This window comes from Corynebacterium sp. HMSC071B10 (assembly GCF_001814825.1).
Classification (GTDB): domain Bacteria; phylum Actinomycetota; class Actinomycetes; order Mycobacteriales; family Mycobacteriaceae; genus Corynebacterium.
In genome coordinates this window covers 112,980-129,388 of the sequence record NZ_KV818024.1, presented here as the reverse complement: position 1 = coordinate 129,388, position 16,409 = coordinate 112,980, and the positions used below count along the sequence as shown (strand labels likewise).

13 protein-coding genes are annotated in these 16,409 nt (G+C 66.8%); 8 read left to right on the top strand and 5 right to left on the bottom strand.

The genetic code is table 11. The annotated features are described in order from the left end of the window. Nucleotides 1–2 precede the first annotated feature (2 nt). The 3 genes from HMPREF2990_RS10930 to HMPREF2990_RS10920 are packed head-to-tail and all read right to left on the bottom strand — an operon-like array spanning nucleotide 3 to nucleotide 2,599. Nucleotides 3–1,241: a hypothetical protein gene (locus HMPREF2990_RS10930; RefSeq protein WP_070764643.1), complete on the bottom strand. Its 1,239-nt coding sequence runs from the start codon at nucleotides 1,239–1,241 to the stop codon at nucleotides 3–5. A 51-nt stretch (nucleotides 1,242–1,292) separates the two neighbouring features. Then, nucleotides 1,293–2,321, bottom strand: a complete 1,029-nt coding sequence (locus HMPREF2990_RS10925; RefSeq protein WP_246817537.1) for a C40 family peptidase — start codon at nucleotides 2,319–2,321, stop codon at nucleotides 1,293–1,295. After that, the gene (locus tag HMPREF2990_RS10920) at nucleotides 2,318–2,599 is read right to left on the bottom strand and encodes a hypothetical protein (protein ID WP_070764642.1); all 282 of its coding nucleotides are present in this window, start codon (nucleotides 2,597–2,599) and stop codon (nucleotides 2,318–2,320) included. The genes HMPREF2990_RS10925 and HMPREF2990_RS10920 overlap by 4 nt, the downstream gene beginning before the upstream one ends. Before the next feature lie 94 nt (nucleotides 2,600–2,693). Here HMPREF2990_RS10920 and upp point away from each other — a divergent pair, with 94 nt between their 5' ends. The 3 genes from upp to HMPREF2990_RS10905 are packed head-to-tail and all read left to right on the top strand — an operon-like array spanning nucleotide 2,694 to nucleotide 6,044. Continuing rightward, nucleotides 2,694–3,329 (top strand): uracil phosphoribosyltransferase, encoded by a 636-nt coding sequence (gene upp / locus HMPREF2990_RS10915; protein WP_070764641.1) that lies wholly within the window; start codon nucleotides 2,694–2,696, stop codon nucleotides 3,327–3,329. A 55-nt stretch (nucleotides 3,330–3,384) separates the two neighbouring features. Beyond that, a complete protein-coding gene (locus tag HMPREF2990_RS10910) occupies nucleotides 3,385–4,587 on the top strand; it encodes an amidohydrolase (protein ID WP_246817535.1) in 1,203 nt (400 codons plus the stop codon). A 50-nt stretch (nucleotides 4,588–4,637) separates the two neighbouring features. Continuing rightward, nucleotides 4,638–6,044 (top strand): NAD(P)H-quinone dehydrogenase, encoded by a 1,407-nt coding sequence (locus HMPREF2990_RS10905; protein ID WP_070764640.1) that lies wholly within the window; start codon nucleotides 4,638–4,640, stop codon nucleotides 6,042–6,044. 12 nt (nucleotides 6,045–6,056) lie between these two features. Here HMPREF2990_RS10905 and HMPREF2990_RS10900 read toward each other — a convergent pair whose 3' ends face one another. Then, nucleotides 6,057–7,319, bottom strand: a complete 1,263-nt coding sequence (locus tag HMPREF2990_RS10900; RefSeq protein WP_070764639.1) for a short-chain fatty acyl-CoA regulator family protein — start codon at nucleotides 7,317–7,319, stop codon at nucleotides 6,057–6,059. 196 nt (nucleotides 7,320–7,515) lie between these two features. Between HMPREF2990_RS10900 and prpD the strand changes: the two genes are divergently transcribed. From prpD to HMPREF2990_RS10875, 5 genes are all read left to right on the top strand, one after another. After that, nucleotides 7,516–9,027, top strand: a complete 1,512-nt coding sequence (prpD, locus tag HMPREF2990_RS10895) for a 2-methylcitrate dehydratase PrpD (RefSeq protein WP_070764638.1) — start codon at nucleotides 7,516–7,518, stop codon at nucleotides 9,025–9,027. Beyond that, a complete protein-coding gene (prpB, locus tag HMPREF2990_RS10890) occupies nucleotides 9,028–9,948 on the top strand; it encodes a methylisocitrate lyase (protein WP_038588678.1) in 921 nt (306 codons plus the stop codon). A gap of 52 nt (nucleotides 9,949–10,000) precedes the next feature. Next, nucleotides 10,001–11,140 carry a bifunctional 2-methylcitrate synthase/citrate synthase gene (locus HMPREF2990_RS10885; RefSeq protein WP_038588681.1) on the top strand — a complete coding sequence of 380 codons (1,140 nt, stop codon included), beginning with the start codon at nucleotides 10,001–10,003 and terminating at the stop codon, nucleotides 11,138–11,140. Nucleotides 11,141–11,349: 209 nt separating this feature from the next. Next, nucleotides 11,350–14,772, top strand: coding sequence for a pyruvate carboxylase (locus HMPREF2990_RS10880; RefSeq protein ID WP_070764637.1), 3,423 nt, complete (start codon nucleotides 11,350–11,352; stop codon nucleotides 14,770–14,772). Between the two features lie 42 nt (nucleotides 14,773–14,814). Further along, complete coding sequence (locus tag HMPREF2990_RS10875; protein WP_141757888.1) at nucleotides 14,815–15,627, top strand: chymotrypsin family serine protease; 813 nt, start codon at nucleotides 14,815–14,817, stop codon at nucleotides 15,625–15,627. On the opposite strand, the gene HMPREF2990_RS13050 is transcribed toward HMPREF2990_RS10875, so the two are convergent. After that, nucleotides 15,611–16,409: HNH endonuclease signature motif containing protein (locus tag HMPREF2990_RS13050; RefSeq protein WP_168167146.1), on the bottom strand; the 799-nt coding region annotated here is incomplete at its 5' end. The genes HMPREF2990_RS10875 and HMPREF2990_RS13050 overlap by 17 nt on opposite strands.

Sequence of the window (16,409 nt, the reverse complement as noted above, 5' to 3'; positions counted from 1 at the left end):
ACCTAGAACTTGGAGAAACGCTTGATCAGCTGGTCTTCCATCTCGCGCCAGCTCTGCGCCTTATCCGTAAACGGCGCCGACGGCACGTAACCGGCGGCCTCGGTGGAGCCGAGCATGTACGCCAGGTAGTCCTGGAAGCGTGGGTTAGCCAGCAAAAACTCGTTGAGGGAGTCGTCCTTGGCCCAGTCGGCGGCGTCGGCAAGCAGCTCGTAGGCCTTCGCCATCTGCTGGGTGTCCACCGCGTCGACGCCCTTGGCAATGTCCTCAGCCAGGCCGTTGAAGGAATAGGAGTTGTCCGGGTGGACCTCGACCTTCAGCGTGCCGGCGTTTGCCGCGCTGACCACATCCGGCCAGGTGGATACCCCACCCAGGTCGTGGTCGTCGTGCTCCAGGATCCAGCGGGTGAGGTGCTTGCCGGTGGGGAAGGTGAAGATCTCACCGAACTTGCCCAAGAACACCGGGGTGGAGCCCAGGTAGGTGCGCAGCGTGTAGACGCTTTTGCCCTGCACCGAGATTTTCACCGGGTCGATGCCAGCGGTGGCCCACAGCGTGGAGTCGTACGGGTCGGCGGCAGCGGCCTGCTCCCGCGCCTTGGACTCTTCCGCCTGCTTCGCCTGCGCGCGGGCGGCCTCGGCGGATTCGATGGCGCTTTGAGCGGCGCTGACCGCAGTCGCGTCGAGTTCGCTTGCCGGCACGCGGCGCACCGAGTCATCCAGCGAGGCGACAACGTCCTTCCAATTCGCCAGCACGACGTGGCCGACGCCGGACCACTCGTCCATGCCGTTGTCGCCGGAGTAGTGCTCCGAGCCGCGGGCGACGTTGCCCAGCACCGAGTGGGAGGCGAAGAAGATCTGCGCTTGCTCGGCGCTCGCCACATCAGCCAGGGAGCGCGCGACCTGCAGCACGCCGCTTAACGACGACACGTTCACATGGCTCGGGCGCCCAGCCAAGTACTCGGGCGCGCCGATGATGTCGAAGGTGTGCTTCTCATCCGGAACAACCCGGTCGTCGCCCTGGGCGCTAAAGGCCTTCCACTTCGGGTGGTCGCTCAGGTCGTGCTTGGCGTGGGTGTTCAGGTACGCCAGCAGCTCGGCTGGTGAGTCGAACACCAACACGGATTCGTCATCGCCCAGGAACGCCTGCCATTCGGCGCCGTGTTCCTTCCAGGTAGGAGCCCACAGGGTGTAGAAGTCGCCCTGGGTCAGCGAGATTTTCACGGGGAGGATTGCGCGCGTGCTCATGAACGCAAACTCTACTAAAACCCAGCGCGCGCACCACACCCAGCCCGCGCGCTAGGCAGTCGGCCGCCAGAAGCCGCGGAACGGCATGCCGATGTTTTCGGTGCGCACCGGGTTGAGCTGGACGGGGTCGCCCGCCTCGATCATCATCCCGTCCCCGGCGTACATGGCCACGTGCCCGTCCCACACCACCAGGTCGCCTTCCTGCAGGTCCTCGTAGGCGACCTGCTGGCCGATGGCTTGTTCCGCGGCGGTGCGCGGGATGTCTACCCCGGCCTGGTTGTAGGCCCAGGAGGTCAGCCCTGAACAGTCGAAGCCGCCCGGCTGGCTGCCGCCCCACACGTACGGGGTGCCTAGCTGCGACTTTGCGGCCTGCACTGCGGCGTTGCCCGCGGCGTTGGGGCGCTCGCCCAGCTCGTCGGAGACCGGCTGGTTCGGCTCCGGCGGGGCGACATCTGCGGAGGCGGCGGTGGGGGTGACCTGTGGGGCGTCGGCAAGCGAGCGCAGCGTGTGCTCGGCTTGCTGGGCAATTGGCGACGCCTTGAGCGCCTGCTGTGCCTGACGCGCCGCCGTCGTCTCATTGAGCTGGTTGGCCAGACTATCGAGGTCCTTGCCGAGCGTATCCAGGATGAGCCCGGCCCGCGTCAGGCCCGCGGTGACGACTGGCGCGGCCGCGGCGAGCTGGGCGAGCGGGCCGCCCGCGGTGGCGGCACCAGCTGCGGCGAGCGCGTTGCGCACCATTGAGTTGGCGGTGGCGACCAGTTCGGCGACAGCCGTGGCGACGTAGACGCCGCCGGCAACAACCAGGTCGCTGATCTCGTCGCGCTGCGCAGTCAGGGACACGGCGGCCTCCTGGAAGCGCTGCGGGTCGCCGCCGACCATCGCGGCCAGCGCGGTGAAGTCGTCGAAGCCTGGGGTGGAAAACGGCGGCAGGGTAGGGATCGGCTCGGGGCAGGCCCCGAGGATCTTGCCCATGGCGTAGACCGGGTCGATAGGGGAGCCTTTGACCACGTTGAGCGTGGCGTCCACCGTGGGGTGCTTGGCAAATTGGGTCAGCGCGGCACCGAGTGTTGGCGTGCTCACAGTCCTCCCTCCAGACACTGTCCGGTGGTCTCATCGACGTGGTAGGCCGCCTGGGCGGTGAGATCCATGTTGCCGGCGATGCGGTGGGCGGCCTCGCGCAGCTCGTCGGCCTTGCCGTTGGCGCAGGCGATGGCGCTATCGACGGCGCGGGCGAAGTTGGCCACGGGACCGAGTTCCGGGATGGGCAGGTGGGTCAGGTGGTTGAGCGCGCCGGCGTCGGCACGCAGCGAGTCGGTGTGCGAGTTTACGAGCGAGGCTTCAAGTTCAAATACGTCCATGCATTGTTAGACGCACGCAACACGGGCCCGGTTCCCTCGGGCGCCAAAAAAGTTTTTCAAAGGCGGGAAAGCACCTCGTCTACCATTGGTGCCTATGGACATCACGATTGTGGAACACCCCCTGGCCGCCTCCCGCCTGACGATTATGCGCGACGAGCGCAGCGACAACGCCGCCTTCCGTGCCGCCCTCGCTGACCTGGGTGCGATGCTGATCTACGAGGCCTGCCGCGACCTCGAGGTGGAGACCTTCGACACCGCCACGCCCGTGGCCACCGCGCGCGGCTCGCGACTACGTACCCCGCCGATCATCGTGCCGATCATCCGCGCGGGCCTCGGCATGATTGACCCGGCGCTGTCGATGATCCCGGACGCGCAGGTCGGCTTCATCGGCATGGCGCGCAACGAGGAGACGCACGAGCCGGTGCCGTACTTGGAGGCGCTGCCGGAGGACCTGTCCGGTCAGCCGGTGTTCCTGGTCGACCCGATGCTGGCCACCGGCGGCTCGCTCATCCACGCGATTGACCTGCTGGTTGCGCGCGGGGCGGACGATATTACGTGCGTGTGCATGGTGAGTGCGCAGCCGGGCGTCGAGAAGCTAAAGGCCCACGGCGGGCCGGTCCGGCTGATCACTGCGGCGATTGACCCGAGCCTCAACGAGCAGGCCTACATCGTGCCGGGCCTGGGCGATGCGGGCGATCGCCTGTACGGGCCGCGCAACATTGACGTGTAAGGGTGCGCGTAGACTTAACACGTTCAACACCGAGATCGAGGCAGAAGGAGGCGCAGTGGCAGAAACGGCATCAATCGCCGCGGCCGTCGACGCTTGGGTGACGCAGCACCACGACGAGATTTTGGGGTGGCGTCGCCATCTGCACTCGCACCCGGAGCTGTCCAACGAAGAGGTGGAGACCACCAAGTTTTTGCACGGCGTGCTGGTCGCCCACGGTCTGCAGCCGGTGCCCTTTCCCGGCACCGGCCTGTACGTGGACATCGGCCCGGAGACGGGGGAGCGCCTCGCGTTTCGCGCGGACATCGATGCGCTGAAAGTCACCGAGCAGACCGGTCTGCCTTTCGCCTCGACCGTGCAGGGCGTCTCGCACGCCTGCGGCCACGACGTGCACACCACCGTGGCTTTGGCGCTCGCCTGCGCGCTTGCCGACGTCGACCTGCCCCACGGCGTCCGCATCATCTTCCAACCGGCCGAAGAGGTCATGGGCGGCGGCGCGCTCGACGTGATCAAGTGGGGCGGCCTCGAGGGCGTGCGCACCATCTACGCGCTGCACGCGGAGCCGAAGCTGCGCGTCGGCCAGGTCGGCGTGCGCGCTGGGGCGATCACCTCGGCCTCGGACGTGCTGCGCCTGCGCGTCGAGGGCCCGGGCGGGCACACCTCGCGTCCGCAGCTGACCGCCGATGTGGTCTACGCGCTCGGCGCGCTGATCACCCAGCTGCCGGCGCTCTTGTCGCGCCGCGTGGACCCGCGCACCGGCACCGTGCTGGTCTTCGGACACGTGGATGCGGGGGATGCGCCGAACGCGATCCCGAAGGCGGGTGTGCTCGAAGGCACGATCCGCACTGCGGACATCACCACCTGGCGTGGCCTCGAGGACCTGCTCACGGACCTGATCGACCTGGTCGTCGCGCCGACGGGGTGCACCTACCACCTCGACTACGTGCGTGGGGTGCCGCCAGTGCTTAACGACGACGCGGCGACCGCCCTCGCCGCCACCGCCGGCCGCGCAGTCGACCCGCACGCGATCGTCACGGCCCCGCAGTCCTCCGGCGGGGAGGACTTCTCCTGGTACCTCGAACACGTCCCGGGCGCGATGGTGCGGCTTGGTGCGTGGAGCGGAGCGGGCGAGAAGTACGACCTGCACCAGGGCAACCTGAACATCGACGAGCGCGCGATTGCCGTCGGCGTGCGCTTCTTCGGCTCGGTGGTGGAGCAGTACTTCAACGCGCAATCAGCGTCGCCTGCGCCTGGCCGGTAGACTGGCTCAGGAAAAATCTAGATTCACGTACATAAGGGGAGAAGAACTCGGTGTCGAAGAAGATCGTCATTGTTGGTGGAGGCCCGGCGGGCTACGAGGCGGCGCTGGTCGCCTCGAACTACGGCGCGGAAATCGTCGTGGTGGAAGACCAGGGGGCTGGCGGTTCGGCGATCCGGAAGGACGTTGTGCCGTCGAAAAGCTTCATTGCGGGCGCCAACATTAAGACGGACTTGCGCCGCGCCGACGACATGGGGCTCAACCACGGCCTGGGCGAGGCGAAGCTGGCGCTGAGCGCGCTGAACAACCGTGTCGTGGCGCTGGCCGCCGAACAATCGCGCGACATCCGCGAGCAGCTCGACCGCGTGGGCGTGCAGTTTATCGACGGGCGGGCGCGCTTTACCGACGAGCAGAAGGGCCACACCACCCACAGCCTCGAGGTCGAGCTTGCCGACGGCACGACCGAGGAAATCACCTGCGACATGGTACTCGTCTGCACCGGCGCGAGCCCGCGCGTGCTCAAGGGTGCGGAGCCGGATGGGGAGCGCATCCTCAACTGGCGCCAGATGTACAACCTGATCGAGATGCCCACCCACTTGATCGTGGTCGGCTCCGGTGTCACCGGTGCGGAGTTCGTCTCCGCCTTCGCCGAGCTGGGTGTGAAGGTGACCATGGTCGCCTCGCGCAACCGCATCCTGCCGCACGACGACGCGGACGCCGCCGACGTACTCGAGACCGTCCTGGGCAACCTGGGCGTGCAGCTGGAGAAGGACGCGCGCGTCGAGCGCGTGGAAAACACCGGTGACGGCGTGATCGTCCACACCACCGACGGGCGCGCCATCGAGGGCTCGCACGTGATGATGTCGATTGGCTCGATCCCGAACACCGCCGACCTGAACCTGGAAGCTGCGGGCGTGGAGACCACCCCGTCCGGCCACATCCACGTCGACCGTGTTTCCCGCACCAACGTCGCCGGTATCTACGCGGCGGGCGACTGCACCGACCTCATGCCGCTGGCCTCTGTCGCCGCGCAGCAGGGCCGCATCGCCGTCGATCACGCGCTCGGCGAGGGCGTGAAACCGCTGCGCATCAAGACTGTCGGCAACGCCGTGTTCACCCGGCCGGAGATCGCGGCGGTGGGCGTGACCGAGCAGGAGATCAAGGACGGCAAGATCGCCGCCGACGTGTACAAACTCGAGCTGGCCACCAACGCGCGCGCGAAGATGCGCTCGCTGCAGCACGGCTTTGTCAAGATTTTCGCCCGCAAGGGCTCCGGCCAGGTCGTCGGTGGCGTGATCGTCGCGCCGACCGCCTCCGAGCTCATCCACTCGCTAACCATCGCGGTGGCGAATAATCTCACCGTCGCGCAGCTGGCCAATTCCATGGCGGTCTACCCGTCGCTGTCCGGGTCCGTGACGGAGGCGGCGCGCCGCCTGGTGAAGAAGTCGGACCTGGACTAGACCTGGACTAGTTCACAGCGCCGGGAACGCCCGCTGCGGGCATTCGTGCCGCGGGCAAGTCTCGCAGCCGGGCCCGATCGGGGTGGCGGAGTCCGGTGAGAGGTCGAGCCCGTCGGCGTAGACCATGCGGTCGGCGTGGGCTGCGTCGCAGCCGAGCGTCACCGCGTTTTCTTTCCGGGGCGCGCCGAATTCCACGGCCGGGCCCTGCACCATCCGCGCCACCCACATGTACGTGCGCCCGTCGGGCATGACGGAGACCTGCCGGGTGACGCGGTTTGGCGTCTCAAAAGCGCGGTGTACGACCCACAGCGGGCAGGTGCCGCCGCGTTGTGAAAAGTGGAACGAGGTGGTGGACTGCCGCTTCGAAATATTGCCCGCCCGGTCGGTGCGGATGAATACGAAGGGGATTGCGGCGGCGCCGGGGCGCTGCAGGGTGCCGAGGCGCTGGCAGGTGGATTCGAAGCCGGTGCCGAAGCGGGCGGAGATGACGTCGATGTCGTAGCGGGTCTCTTCAGCCGCCTCCAAAAAGAGCGAGTAGGGCATGGTGGCGGCGGCGGCGAAATATTGCGCGAGTCCGTGGCGGGCCAGTTGGCGGGCGCGGGGTGCGGCGATGGGGGAGACGTGGGCGTCGAGAAGCGGGCGGTGCGCGATGCGCGCGTAGTGGTAGGACAGCTCGAAGCACTGCTGGGCTTCGGTGAGCCCGGCGCGGACGCGGATTTCGCGGCTTGCGGCATCCGCGAGTGAGCGCTCGCCGGCGGTTGCCTGGTTGAAGCGGACGGTGTAGCCGTAGTCGCGGTCGAGCGCGCCGGCGATGCGGGTGAGCCGCAGTTGGCGGGCGTGGGCGCCGGCGGCGAAGTCTTCGGCGGCGCAGTCGAGGTCGTGGAAGTAGTTGTTGTGCTGCTGGAAGAAGTCGCGGACCACGATGTGCGGGTTGTTGGCGGTACCGGCGAGTAGTGCGGGCAGCGCTTTGATGCCTTCGGCGACGGCGGGGTAGCGCAGGGCGATGTCGGCGAGGTCGGCGTCGGGGACGTCGGGGAGCAGTTCTGCGAGCTCGCCGGCGACGCGCTGTTCGGAGGCGGGGGAGAAGTAGCTGGCGTCGAGGCCGAAGACCTGGGTGAGTTGCAAAAGCACGGTGACGGTGAGTGGCCGCTGGTCGTTTTCGAGCTGGTTGAGGTAGCTGGTGGAGATGCCGAGTTTGCGCGCCATGTCCACCTGGGTGAGCCCTTCGGTGGTACGCAGCGTGTGAATTCTTGCCCCCGCGTAGTGCTTGGCCATCGCGTTTCGCCTTTGCTTCCTTGTCCTGAACTGTGCGTTTACAAAGTTTACAAAAGTTACGCGCCCGTGACACTAATTTTCACACATTGGAGAATGACCTGGCACACATTTACGGCCCTAGTATGAGTTCCGACAACAGGGCCATCGCTTATCGACGCCCACTCGTCCCCACACAAGCCGAGGAGTTGCACTCACAATGATCAACCATGAAGTTCGCACCCGGAAGTCCGCCGACGACTTCCCCATCGAAGAGCACCTTGCGTACAAGATGGCCAAGGTTGCCGCTGACCCGGTCGAGGTCCCGGAAGACACCCGCGAGATGATCATCAACCGCATCATCGACAACGCGTCGGTCGCGGTCGCCTCCTACGGCCGCCGCCCCGTCGCCACCGCACGCGCGATGGCCGAGGCGCACCCGGTCGCCGAGGGCGGCGCGCAGATCTTCGGCATCGACGGTTCCTTCTCCGCAGAGTGGGCCGCCTTCGCCAACGGCACTGCCGTGCGTGAGCTGGACTTCCACGACACCTTCCTCGCCGCCGAGTACTCCCACCCGGGCGACAACATCCCGGCGCTGCTCGCCGTGGCCCAGCACAAGGGGCTCGACGGCAAGGCGCTGATCCGCGGCATTGCCACCGGTTACGAGATCCAGGTCAACCTGGTCAAGGGCATCTGCCTGCACGAGTGGAAGATCGACCACGTCGCCCACCTCGGCCCGTCGGTTGCCGCAGGTATCGGCACCATGCTCGAGCTGGACGTGGACACCATCTACCAGGCCGTCGGCCAGGCGCTGCACACCACGACCGCGACCCGTCAGTCTCGCAAGGGCCTGATCTCCTCCTGGAAGGCCTCCGCCCCGGCGTTCGCCGGCAAGATGGGCATCGAGGCCGTCGACCGCACCATGCGCGGCGAGGGCGCCCCGGCCCCGATCTGGGAGGGCGAGGACGGCTTCATCGCCTGGATGCTGCACTCCCCGGAGCGCACCTACATCGTCCCGCTGCCCGCAGACGGCGAGGCCAAGCGCGCCATTTTGGAGACCTACACCAAGGAGCACTCCGCCGAGTACCAGGCGCAGGCCCCGATCGACCTGGCGCGCCGCATGAAGCAGACCATCGCCGATGCCGGCAAGTCCACTACCGACATCGAGTCGATCGTCCTGCACACCTCGCACCACACCCACTACGTCATCGGCACCGGCGCGAACGACCCGCAGAAGATGGACCCGACCGCCTCGCGCGAGACCCTGGACCACTCGATCATGTACATGTTCGCCGTCGCGCTCGAGGACGGCACCTGGCACCACGTCAACTCCTACACCCCGGAGCGCGCCGGCCGGAAGGAAACCGTCGAGCTGTGGCACAAGATCTCCACGGTCGAAGACGAGGAGTGGACCCGCCGCTACCACTCGCAGGACCCGAACGAGAAGGCCTTCGGCTGCCGCGCCGTGATCACCTTCGCGGATGGCACCGTCATCGAAGACGAGATGGCAGTTGCCGACGCCCACCCGTTCGGTGCCCGCCCGTTCGAGCGCGAAAACTACATCACCAAGTTCCGCACCCTGGCCGAGGGCATCGTCACCCCGGAGGAGCAGGACCGCTTCCTCGCAGCCGTGCAGGACCTGGAAAACCTGAAAGACCTGTCCGAACTCAACGTCGTGGTGAACGACGAAGCGAAGGCAAACGCACCCGAGATCCCGGGAGGTATCTTCTAAATGTTTGCACCAGAAAAAACGCCGCATGAGCGTCGTAAAGCACTGCGCGAATCGCTCGCCGCGGAGACCATCACGAAGCTGCCGGGCGCGTTCAACCCGCTGACCGCGCGCCTGATCGAGGACATCGGCGCCTTCGAAGGCGTCTACGTCTCCGGCGCAGTGGTGGCCAACGACCTCGGTCTGCCGGACATCGGCCTGACCACGCTTTCTGAGGTGGCCAACCGCGGCGGCCAGATCGCACGCGCCACCAACCTGCCGGTGCTCATCGACGCTGATACCGGCTTCGGCGAGCCCATGAGCGCCGCCCGCACAGTCGCCGAATTCGAAGCCGCCGGCCTGGCCGCACTGCACCTGGAGGACCAGGTCAACCCGAAGCGCTGCGGCCACCTCGACGGCAAGGAGGTCGTGCCGCGGGACCTGATGGTCCGCCGCATCACCGCCGCGGTGCGCGAGCGCTCCGACGACCAGTTCGTCATCTGCGCCCGCACGGACGCCGCCGGCATCGAAGGCATCGACGAGGCCATCGAGCGCGCGAAAGCCTACGCGGATGCGGGCGCGGACCTCATCTTCACCGAGGCGCTGTACTCGGAGGAGGACTTTGCAAAGTTCCGCGCCGCCGTCGACACGCCGCTTTTGGCCAACATGACGGAGTTCGGCAAGACCGAGCTGCTCTCGGCCGAAACCCTGCAGAACCTCGGCTACAACGCCGTGATCTGGCCGGTGACCACCTTCCGCATCGCCATGGGACAGACCGAAGCGATGCTGCGTGACATCGCAGAAACCGGCATCCAGACCGAATGGCTGGACAAGATGCAGCACCGCTCGCGCCTCTACGAGCTGGTCCGCTACAACGAGTACAACCAGTTCGACCAATCCGTCTTCACCTACTCCAAGGACAGCTACAAGTCCACCTTCGAGTAGGGCAGAAGCAGCCAACCCCCAACCCATTTCTTTCCAAAAAGGAGTACACATCATGTCTGATCAGGAAATCCGCAAGGGCCTCGCCGGCGTCGTCGCCGACTACACCGCCATCTCCAAGGTCAACCCGGAGACCAACTCGCTGCTGTACCAGGGCTACCCGGTCCAGGAGCTGGCCGAGAACTGCACCTTCGAGGAGGTCGCCTACCTGCTGTGGCACGGCGAGCTGCCGGACGAGGCAGGCCGCGAGGAGTTCCGCAACGGCTGCATGACCAACCGCGACATCGACGAGGAGCTCATTCAGGTCATCAACTTCCTGCCGAAGGACTGCCACCCGATGGACGTGCTGCGCACCGCAGTGTCCTTCCTGGGCACCCGCGACGAGTACAAGTTCACCCCGAACTCTGAGCACATCCGCAAGATCGGTACCCAGCTGCTCGCCCAGCTGCCCACCGTTGTGGCCACCGACATCCGCCGCCGCCAGGGCAAGGACTACATCGCCCCGACCAAGGACAAGGGCTTCGCCGAGAACTTCCTCTGGATGGTCTTCGGCGACGAGGAGGGTTCCCCGGCCACCATCAAGTCCGACATCGAGGCGTTTGAGAAGTCGCTCATCCTGTACGCGGAGCACTCCTTCAACGCTTCCACCTTCACCGCGCGCACCGTCACCTCCACGCAGGCGGATGCCTGGTCCGCCATCACCGCGGCCATCGGCGCGCTGAAGGGCCCGCTGCACGGCGGCGCGAACGAGTTCGTCATGCACAACATGGTTGACGTCGGCTCCCCGGAGAACGCGGAGGAGTGGACGCTGAACAAGCTGAAGAACAAGGAGCTCGTCATGGGCTTCGGCCACCGCGTCTACAAGAAGGGCGACTCGCGCGTGCCCACCATGGAGGCCGCGTTCAAGAAGCTGGCTGCCGAGCACCCGGAGAAGGACGCCCAGAAGTGGGTGGAGATCTACGACATCATGGCCAAGACCATGTATGAGAACACCTCCATCAAGATCCGCCCGAACCTGGACTTCCCGTCCGGCCCGGCCTACTACATCCTGGGCTTCGACATCGAGTTCTTCACCCCGCTGTTCGTCATGGCGCGCATCACCGGCTGGATCGCTCACATCATTGAGCAGTACGAGAACAACTCCCTGATCCGCCCGCTGTCCGCCTACAACGGCCCGGAGGAGCGTCACCTCTAAGCGCCTGCCGCTTCTCGACGCCCCGCTCACCCCAGCCCGCCGCGCCGCTTCGCCGCCGGCGGGCTGCGGCGTGTGTGGGCCCACCCCCGTTTCGCAGATTTCCCAAACAAAAATGACCATTACAGTCGGGATTAGCGGTATGATCGATCTGCTGTGTTCGACATGCGAACCGCGCGCTCCTGGCACAAAAGCGAAAGGACCTACCTCCAGTGGACACGCTTCCTCTCAATGACCTGCCCGCATTCAAGAAGATTCTGGTTGCGAACCGCGGTGAGATCGCCGTCCGCGCGTTCCGCGCCGCGTTTGAGACCGGGGCGAAGACAGTCGCCGTCTACCCCCGGGAGGACCGCAACTCCTTCCACCGCCCGTTCGCGGACGAGGCGGTGCAGATTGGTACCGAGGGCCAGCCCGTCAAGGCGTACCTGGATATCGACGAGATTATCCGCGCCGCGAAGCAGACCGGCGCCGACGCCGTCTACCCGGGCTACGGCTTCCTTTCCGAGCGCGCTGACCTCGCCCGCGCCTGTGCCGCCAACGGCATCAAGTTCATCGGTCCGTCTGCCGAGACCCTGGACCTGACCGGCGACAAGGCCGCCGCCGTCCACGCCGCCGAGCGCGCCGGCCTGCCCACGCTGAAGGACTCCGAGCCCTCTTCCGACCCGAAGCAGTTGGCCGAGTATGCGAAGGAATTCCAGTTCCCCGTCTTTGTCAAGGCCGTCGCCGGTGGTGGCGGGCGTGGCATGCGCTTCATTGAGAAGCCGGAGGACGTCGAGGCGCTGGCCGCTGAGGCATCCCGCGAGGCGGAGGCCGCTTTCGGCGACCCGAACGTCTACATCGAGCGCGCCGTGATTAACCCGCAGCACATCGAGGTGCAGATCATGGCCGACTCCTACGGCAACGTGGTCCACCTCTACGAGCGCGACTGCTCCCTGCAGCGCCGCCACCAGAAGGTCGTCGAGATCGCGCCGGCGCAGCACATCACCGAGGAGCAGCGCCAGCGCATCTGCGCCGACGCCGTGGCGTTCTGTAAGGAGATCAACTACGAGGGCGCCGGCACCGTCGAGTTCCTCGTCGACGAGGCGGGCAACCACGTCTTCATCGAGATGAACCCGCGCGTGCAGGTCGAGCACACGGTGACCGAGGAGGTCACCGGCGTGGACATCGTGAAGAACCAGATGTACATCGCGGCGGGCGCGAAGCTGTCGGACATCCACTTGGAGCAGGACCTCATCGAGGTCAACGGCGCCGCCCTGCAGTGCCGTATCACCACCGAGGACCCGAACAACGGCTTCCGCCCGGACTCCGGCACCGTGACCGGCTACCGCTCCCCGGGCGGCGCTGGCGTGCGTCTCGACGGCTCCGTGGCCGTCGGCACCGTGATCACCCCGAACTTCGACTCGCTGCTGGTCAAGATGACTTGCCGCGGCCGCAACTTCCAGGTCGCCGTCGACCGCGCACTGCGCGCGCTCAACGAGTTCACCGTCAACGGTGTCTCCACCAACATCGGCTTCCTGCGCGCGCTGCTGTCGCAGCAGGACTTCCAGAAGGAGCGCATTAACACCGGCTACATTGCCGCGCACCCCTTCCTGCTTGAGGCCCCGCCGGCTGCCGACGACGCAGGCAAGATCCTCGACTACCTCGCCTCCGTGACGGTCAACCAGCCGAACGGCCCGCGCCCGACGGCCATCCGCCCGTCGAAGAAGCTGCCCACCGCTGACTACGGCGAGACCCCGCGCGGCTCCCGCGACGAGCTGCTCGAGCTCGGCCCGACAAAGTGGGCGGAGAAGCTGCGCAACCAGACCGCGCTCGGCGTGACCGAGACGACCTTCCGCGACGCGCACCAGTCGCTGCTGGCCACCCGTATCCGCACGAACACGCTCGTCGCAGCGGCGAAGCATGTCGGACACCTCACCCCGGAGCTGACTTCCGTGGAGGCCTGGGGCGGCGCGACCTACGACGTGGGCATGCGCTTCTTGCACGAGTCGCCGTGGATGCGCCTGGATGAGTTGCGCGAGGCGATGCCGAACGTGAACATCCAGATGCTGCTGCGCGGCCGCAACACGGTCGGCTACACCCCGTACCCGGATAACGTGACCCGCGCGTTCGTGCAGGAGGCGGCGAACTCCGGCATCGATATCTTCCGCATCTTCGACGCGCTCAACGACGTCTCCCAGATGCGCCCGGCCATCGACGCCGTGCTGGAGACCAACACCACCGTCGCCGAGGTTGCCATGGCCTACTCCGGCAACCTGCTCGACCCGGCCGAGGACCTCTACACGCTGGACTACTACCTGAAGCTGGCGGAGCAGATTGTCGACGCCGGCGCGCACGTCCTTGCCATCAAGGACATGGCCGGCCTCATGCGCCCGGGCGCGGCGGCGAAGCTTGTCACCGCGCTGCGCGAGCGCTTCGACCTGCCGGTCCACGTGCACACCCACGACACCGCGGGCGGCCAGCTGGCCACCTACCTCGCCGCCGCCAACGCCGGCGCTGATGTGGTTGACGTGGCATCCGCCCCGCTCGCCGGTACGACCTCGCAGCCGTCGATGTCCGCCCTCGTCGCGGCGTTTGCCAACACGGAGCGCGACACCGGCATCTCGCTGCAGGCTGTCTCCGACATGGAGCCCTACTGGGAGGCCGTGCGCCAGGTCTACGCGCCGTTCGAGTCCGGCATCCCCGGCCCGACCGGTCGCGTGTACAAGCACGAGATCCCGGGCGGCCAGCTGTCCAACCTGCGCACGCAGGCCAACGCCCTGGGCCTGGGCGACCGCTTCGAGCTGATCGAGGATTACTACGCCGCGGTCAACGAGATCCTCGGCCGCCCGACCAAGGTCACCCCGTCCTCGAAGGTCGTCGGCGACCTGGCGCTGCACCTGGTGGGCGCGGGCGTGGACCCGAAGGACTTCGCGGAAAACCCGCGCAAGTACGACATCCCCGAGTCCGTCATCGGCTTCCTGCAGGGCGAGCTGGGCACGCCTCCGGGCGGCTGGCCGCTGCTTCGCGACGCGGCACTCGCCGACCGCAGCCCCGTCGACCACACGGTCGAGGTCCCGGCCGAGCTCGAGGGCGACCTCGCTTCCGAGGACCACACCACCCGCCGCGCGGCGCTGGACAAGCTGCTGTTCCCGAAGCAGTACGCGGAGTTCCTCGAACACCGCCGCACCTACGGTGTGACCGACCAGCTCTCCGACAAGACCTTCTTCTACGGCCTTGTCGAGGGCGAGGAGACCATGATTTGGTACGGCGAGATCGACGAACAGCGCCCGCCGCTGTCTGTGCGCCTCGACGCCGTCGGCGAGCCGGACGAGAAGGGCATGCGCCAGGTCATCCTCACCGTCAACGGCCAGATCCGTCCGATGCTGGTGCGCGACGAAAGCGCCGAGTCCACGGTCGCGGAGGCCGAGAAGGCCGATACCTCGAACCCGGGCCATGTGGCCGCACCGTTCGCGGGCGTGGTCAACCTCACCGTCAAGGTGGGTGACGAGGTCAAGGCCGGCGACCAGGTCGCCACGATCGAGGCGATGAAGATGGAGGCCGGTATTTCCGCCACCCAGGACGGCACGATCGAGCGCCTCGCGTTTAGCCAGCCGACCAAGGTGGAGGGCGGCGACCTGGTGGTGGTCATCTCCTAGCGGTTATTTTGCCCACCCGGGTGCTCGGGTAGACTCGGCGGGGTGAAAAAACTCGTTGTGGCCTGCGGTGGAGTAGCGCTTGCGCTGTCTCACACTGCGGCGACCGCGGCGGAGCCGACGGTGGTGGACCAGGGCGACGGGATCGTCGTGAATGGTTCCGCGTGCACCGTCGGCTTTAACCTTGGCGCATCCAGCTACACCGCAGCGCACTGCGGGGAAAGTGGCGACCGGGTGCGCCTTTTGCTTGCCGACGGCACGCTCACCCCACCCACCGGCACCCTCACCACCTCCGCCGCGAGCGAGGGCACGACGAACGACTGGGCGCGCATCGACTGGGACGCGGGCGTCGAGGTCGGGCCCAACGAGTACAGCGGCGATGGGGCAGTGGCGCTGGATGCGGTCCGCCCCGGCGAGCAGGTGTGCACCTACGGCCAGGCGACGCGGGCGACCACGTGCGGGGTGTTCCACGCGCGGGTGGGCAATTCCTTCCTCGTGGACATTGCGCCGGGCAAAGCTGGCGACTCCGGCGGGCCGGTGTGGGTGCCGGGCCGCGGGTTCCTCGGCGTGCACTCCGCGACCGTGTCCGGGCGCAACAACCTCAACGGCGAGGCGAAGACGATGCTGCTGGGGGCCACGACCGCTGACGGCGGCGACATCGCAGACGAGCTGGCGGACGCGTTCGTCGACTACTTCGCCGTCAGCCCGGCGTTTGCGGGCGCGCCGAAACCCCCGCCGACGGCGGCGGGTGGAGTGATCCCCGAGGACAGCGAACCGCAGGAGTCCGATTCCTGGTACATGGCGGCGCTCATCGGCGTGGTCGCGCTGTTGACCGTGGTGATTAACCTGATCCTCTAGGTGGTGCGCCTTGGGCGGGTCCGCCGATGATGGTTTCGGCATCAATGTAGTCGCGGCCGGTGAATCTCGGTGTGCCGTATTTCGGGCCGATCCAGGCGATCCGGCCGTCGATGCGCGCCATCCGGCCCCGGTCTGGCTGGCCGTTGACCGCGTTGTGGTGCGGGCACAGCCAGCACATATTCGACGGGTGGGTCTCACCACCCTGGGCGTAGTCGGTCAAATGGTGGGCCTGGCATTTCGAGATCGGGGTGGTGCAGTCCGGCCAGCAGCAGGTTGGCGAGTCCGCCTCCAGTGCGAGGCGCTGCACCGGTGAGGCAAGGCGTGCCCGGTGGGTGTTAATGGGACCTAAGTGTGGTGCGGCCAGCGTGATGTAGCCATCCGGCAGGATATGCCGGCGTAGCACCTGGCTGGTGGTCATCTTCACACCAGTGTTGGTCACCACGACCGGTTCTTGGTCGGGTTTATCGTCGGTGCCGGAAAGGACGTGGTCGATGTCCTTGTCGGTGATAATGGCGTGTACCGCGACGGGGGCTTGGACGATGTGGCGGTTATTGACCAGCCAGTCGATCGGGTCGATGGGGTGTCCATCCTCGCCGGGGGTTTCAAAGGTGGTGACCAGGTCCTGCAGGTCGTTGGTTGGGCCGGTGAGCCGAATGATGAATTTGTCGTGTTGTTCGCTGCGTTGGATGCGTACCCCGTCTTGTGGTGGGCGTGGTGGCAGGAAGGTTTTGCGCAGTCGGGCAGCCTTTTTACTGATGGTGGTGGTATCCCCCTCGGTGGCG

Coding starts and splice junctions, on each gene's coding strand:
- HMPREF2990_RS10920 (WP_070764642.1), bottom strand. CDS start 2,599: ATGGACGTATTTGAACTTGAAGCCTCGCTCGTAAACTCGCACACCGAC.
- upp (WP_070764641.1), top strand. CDS start 2,694: ATGGACATCACGATTGTGGAACACCCCCTGGCCGCCTCCCGCCTGACG.
- HMPREF2990_RS10900 (WP_070764639.1), bottom strand. CDS start 7,319: ATGGCCAAGCACTACGCGGGGGCAAGAATTCACACGCTGCGTACCACC.
- HMPREF2990_RS10930 (WP_070764643.1), bottom strand. CDS start 1,241: ATGAGCACGCGCGCAATCCTCCCCGTGAAAATCTCGCTGACCCAGGGC.
- HMPREF2990_RS10885 (WP_038588681.1), top strand. CDS start 10,001: ATGTCTGATCAGGAAATCCGCAAGGGCCTCGCCGGCGTCGTCGCCGAC.
- prpB (WP_038588678.1), top strand. CDS start 9,028: ATGTTTGCACCAGAAAAAACGCCGCATGAGCGTCGTAAAGCACTGCGC.
- prpD (WP_070764638.1), top strand. CDS start 7,516: ATGATCAACCATGAAGTTCGCACCCGGAAGTCCGCCGACGACTTCCCC.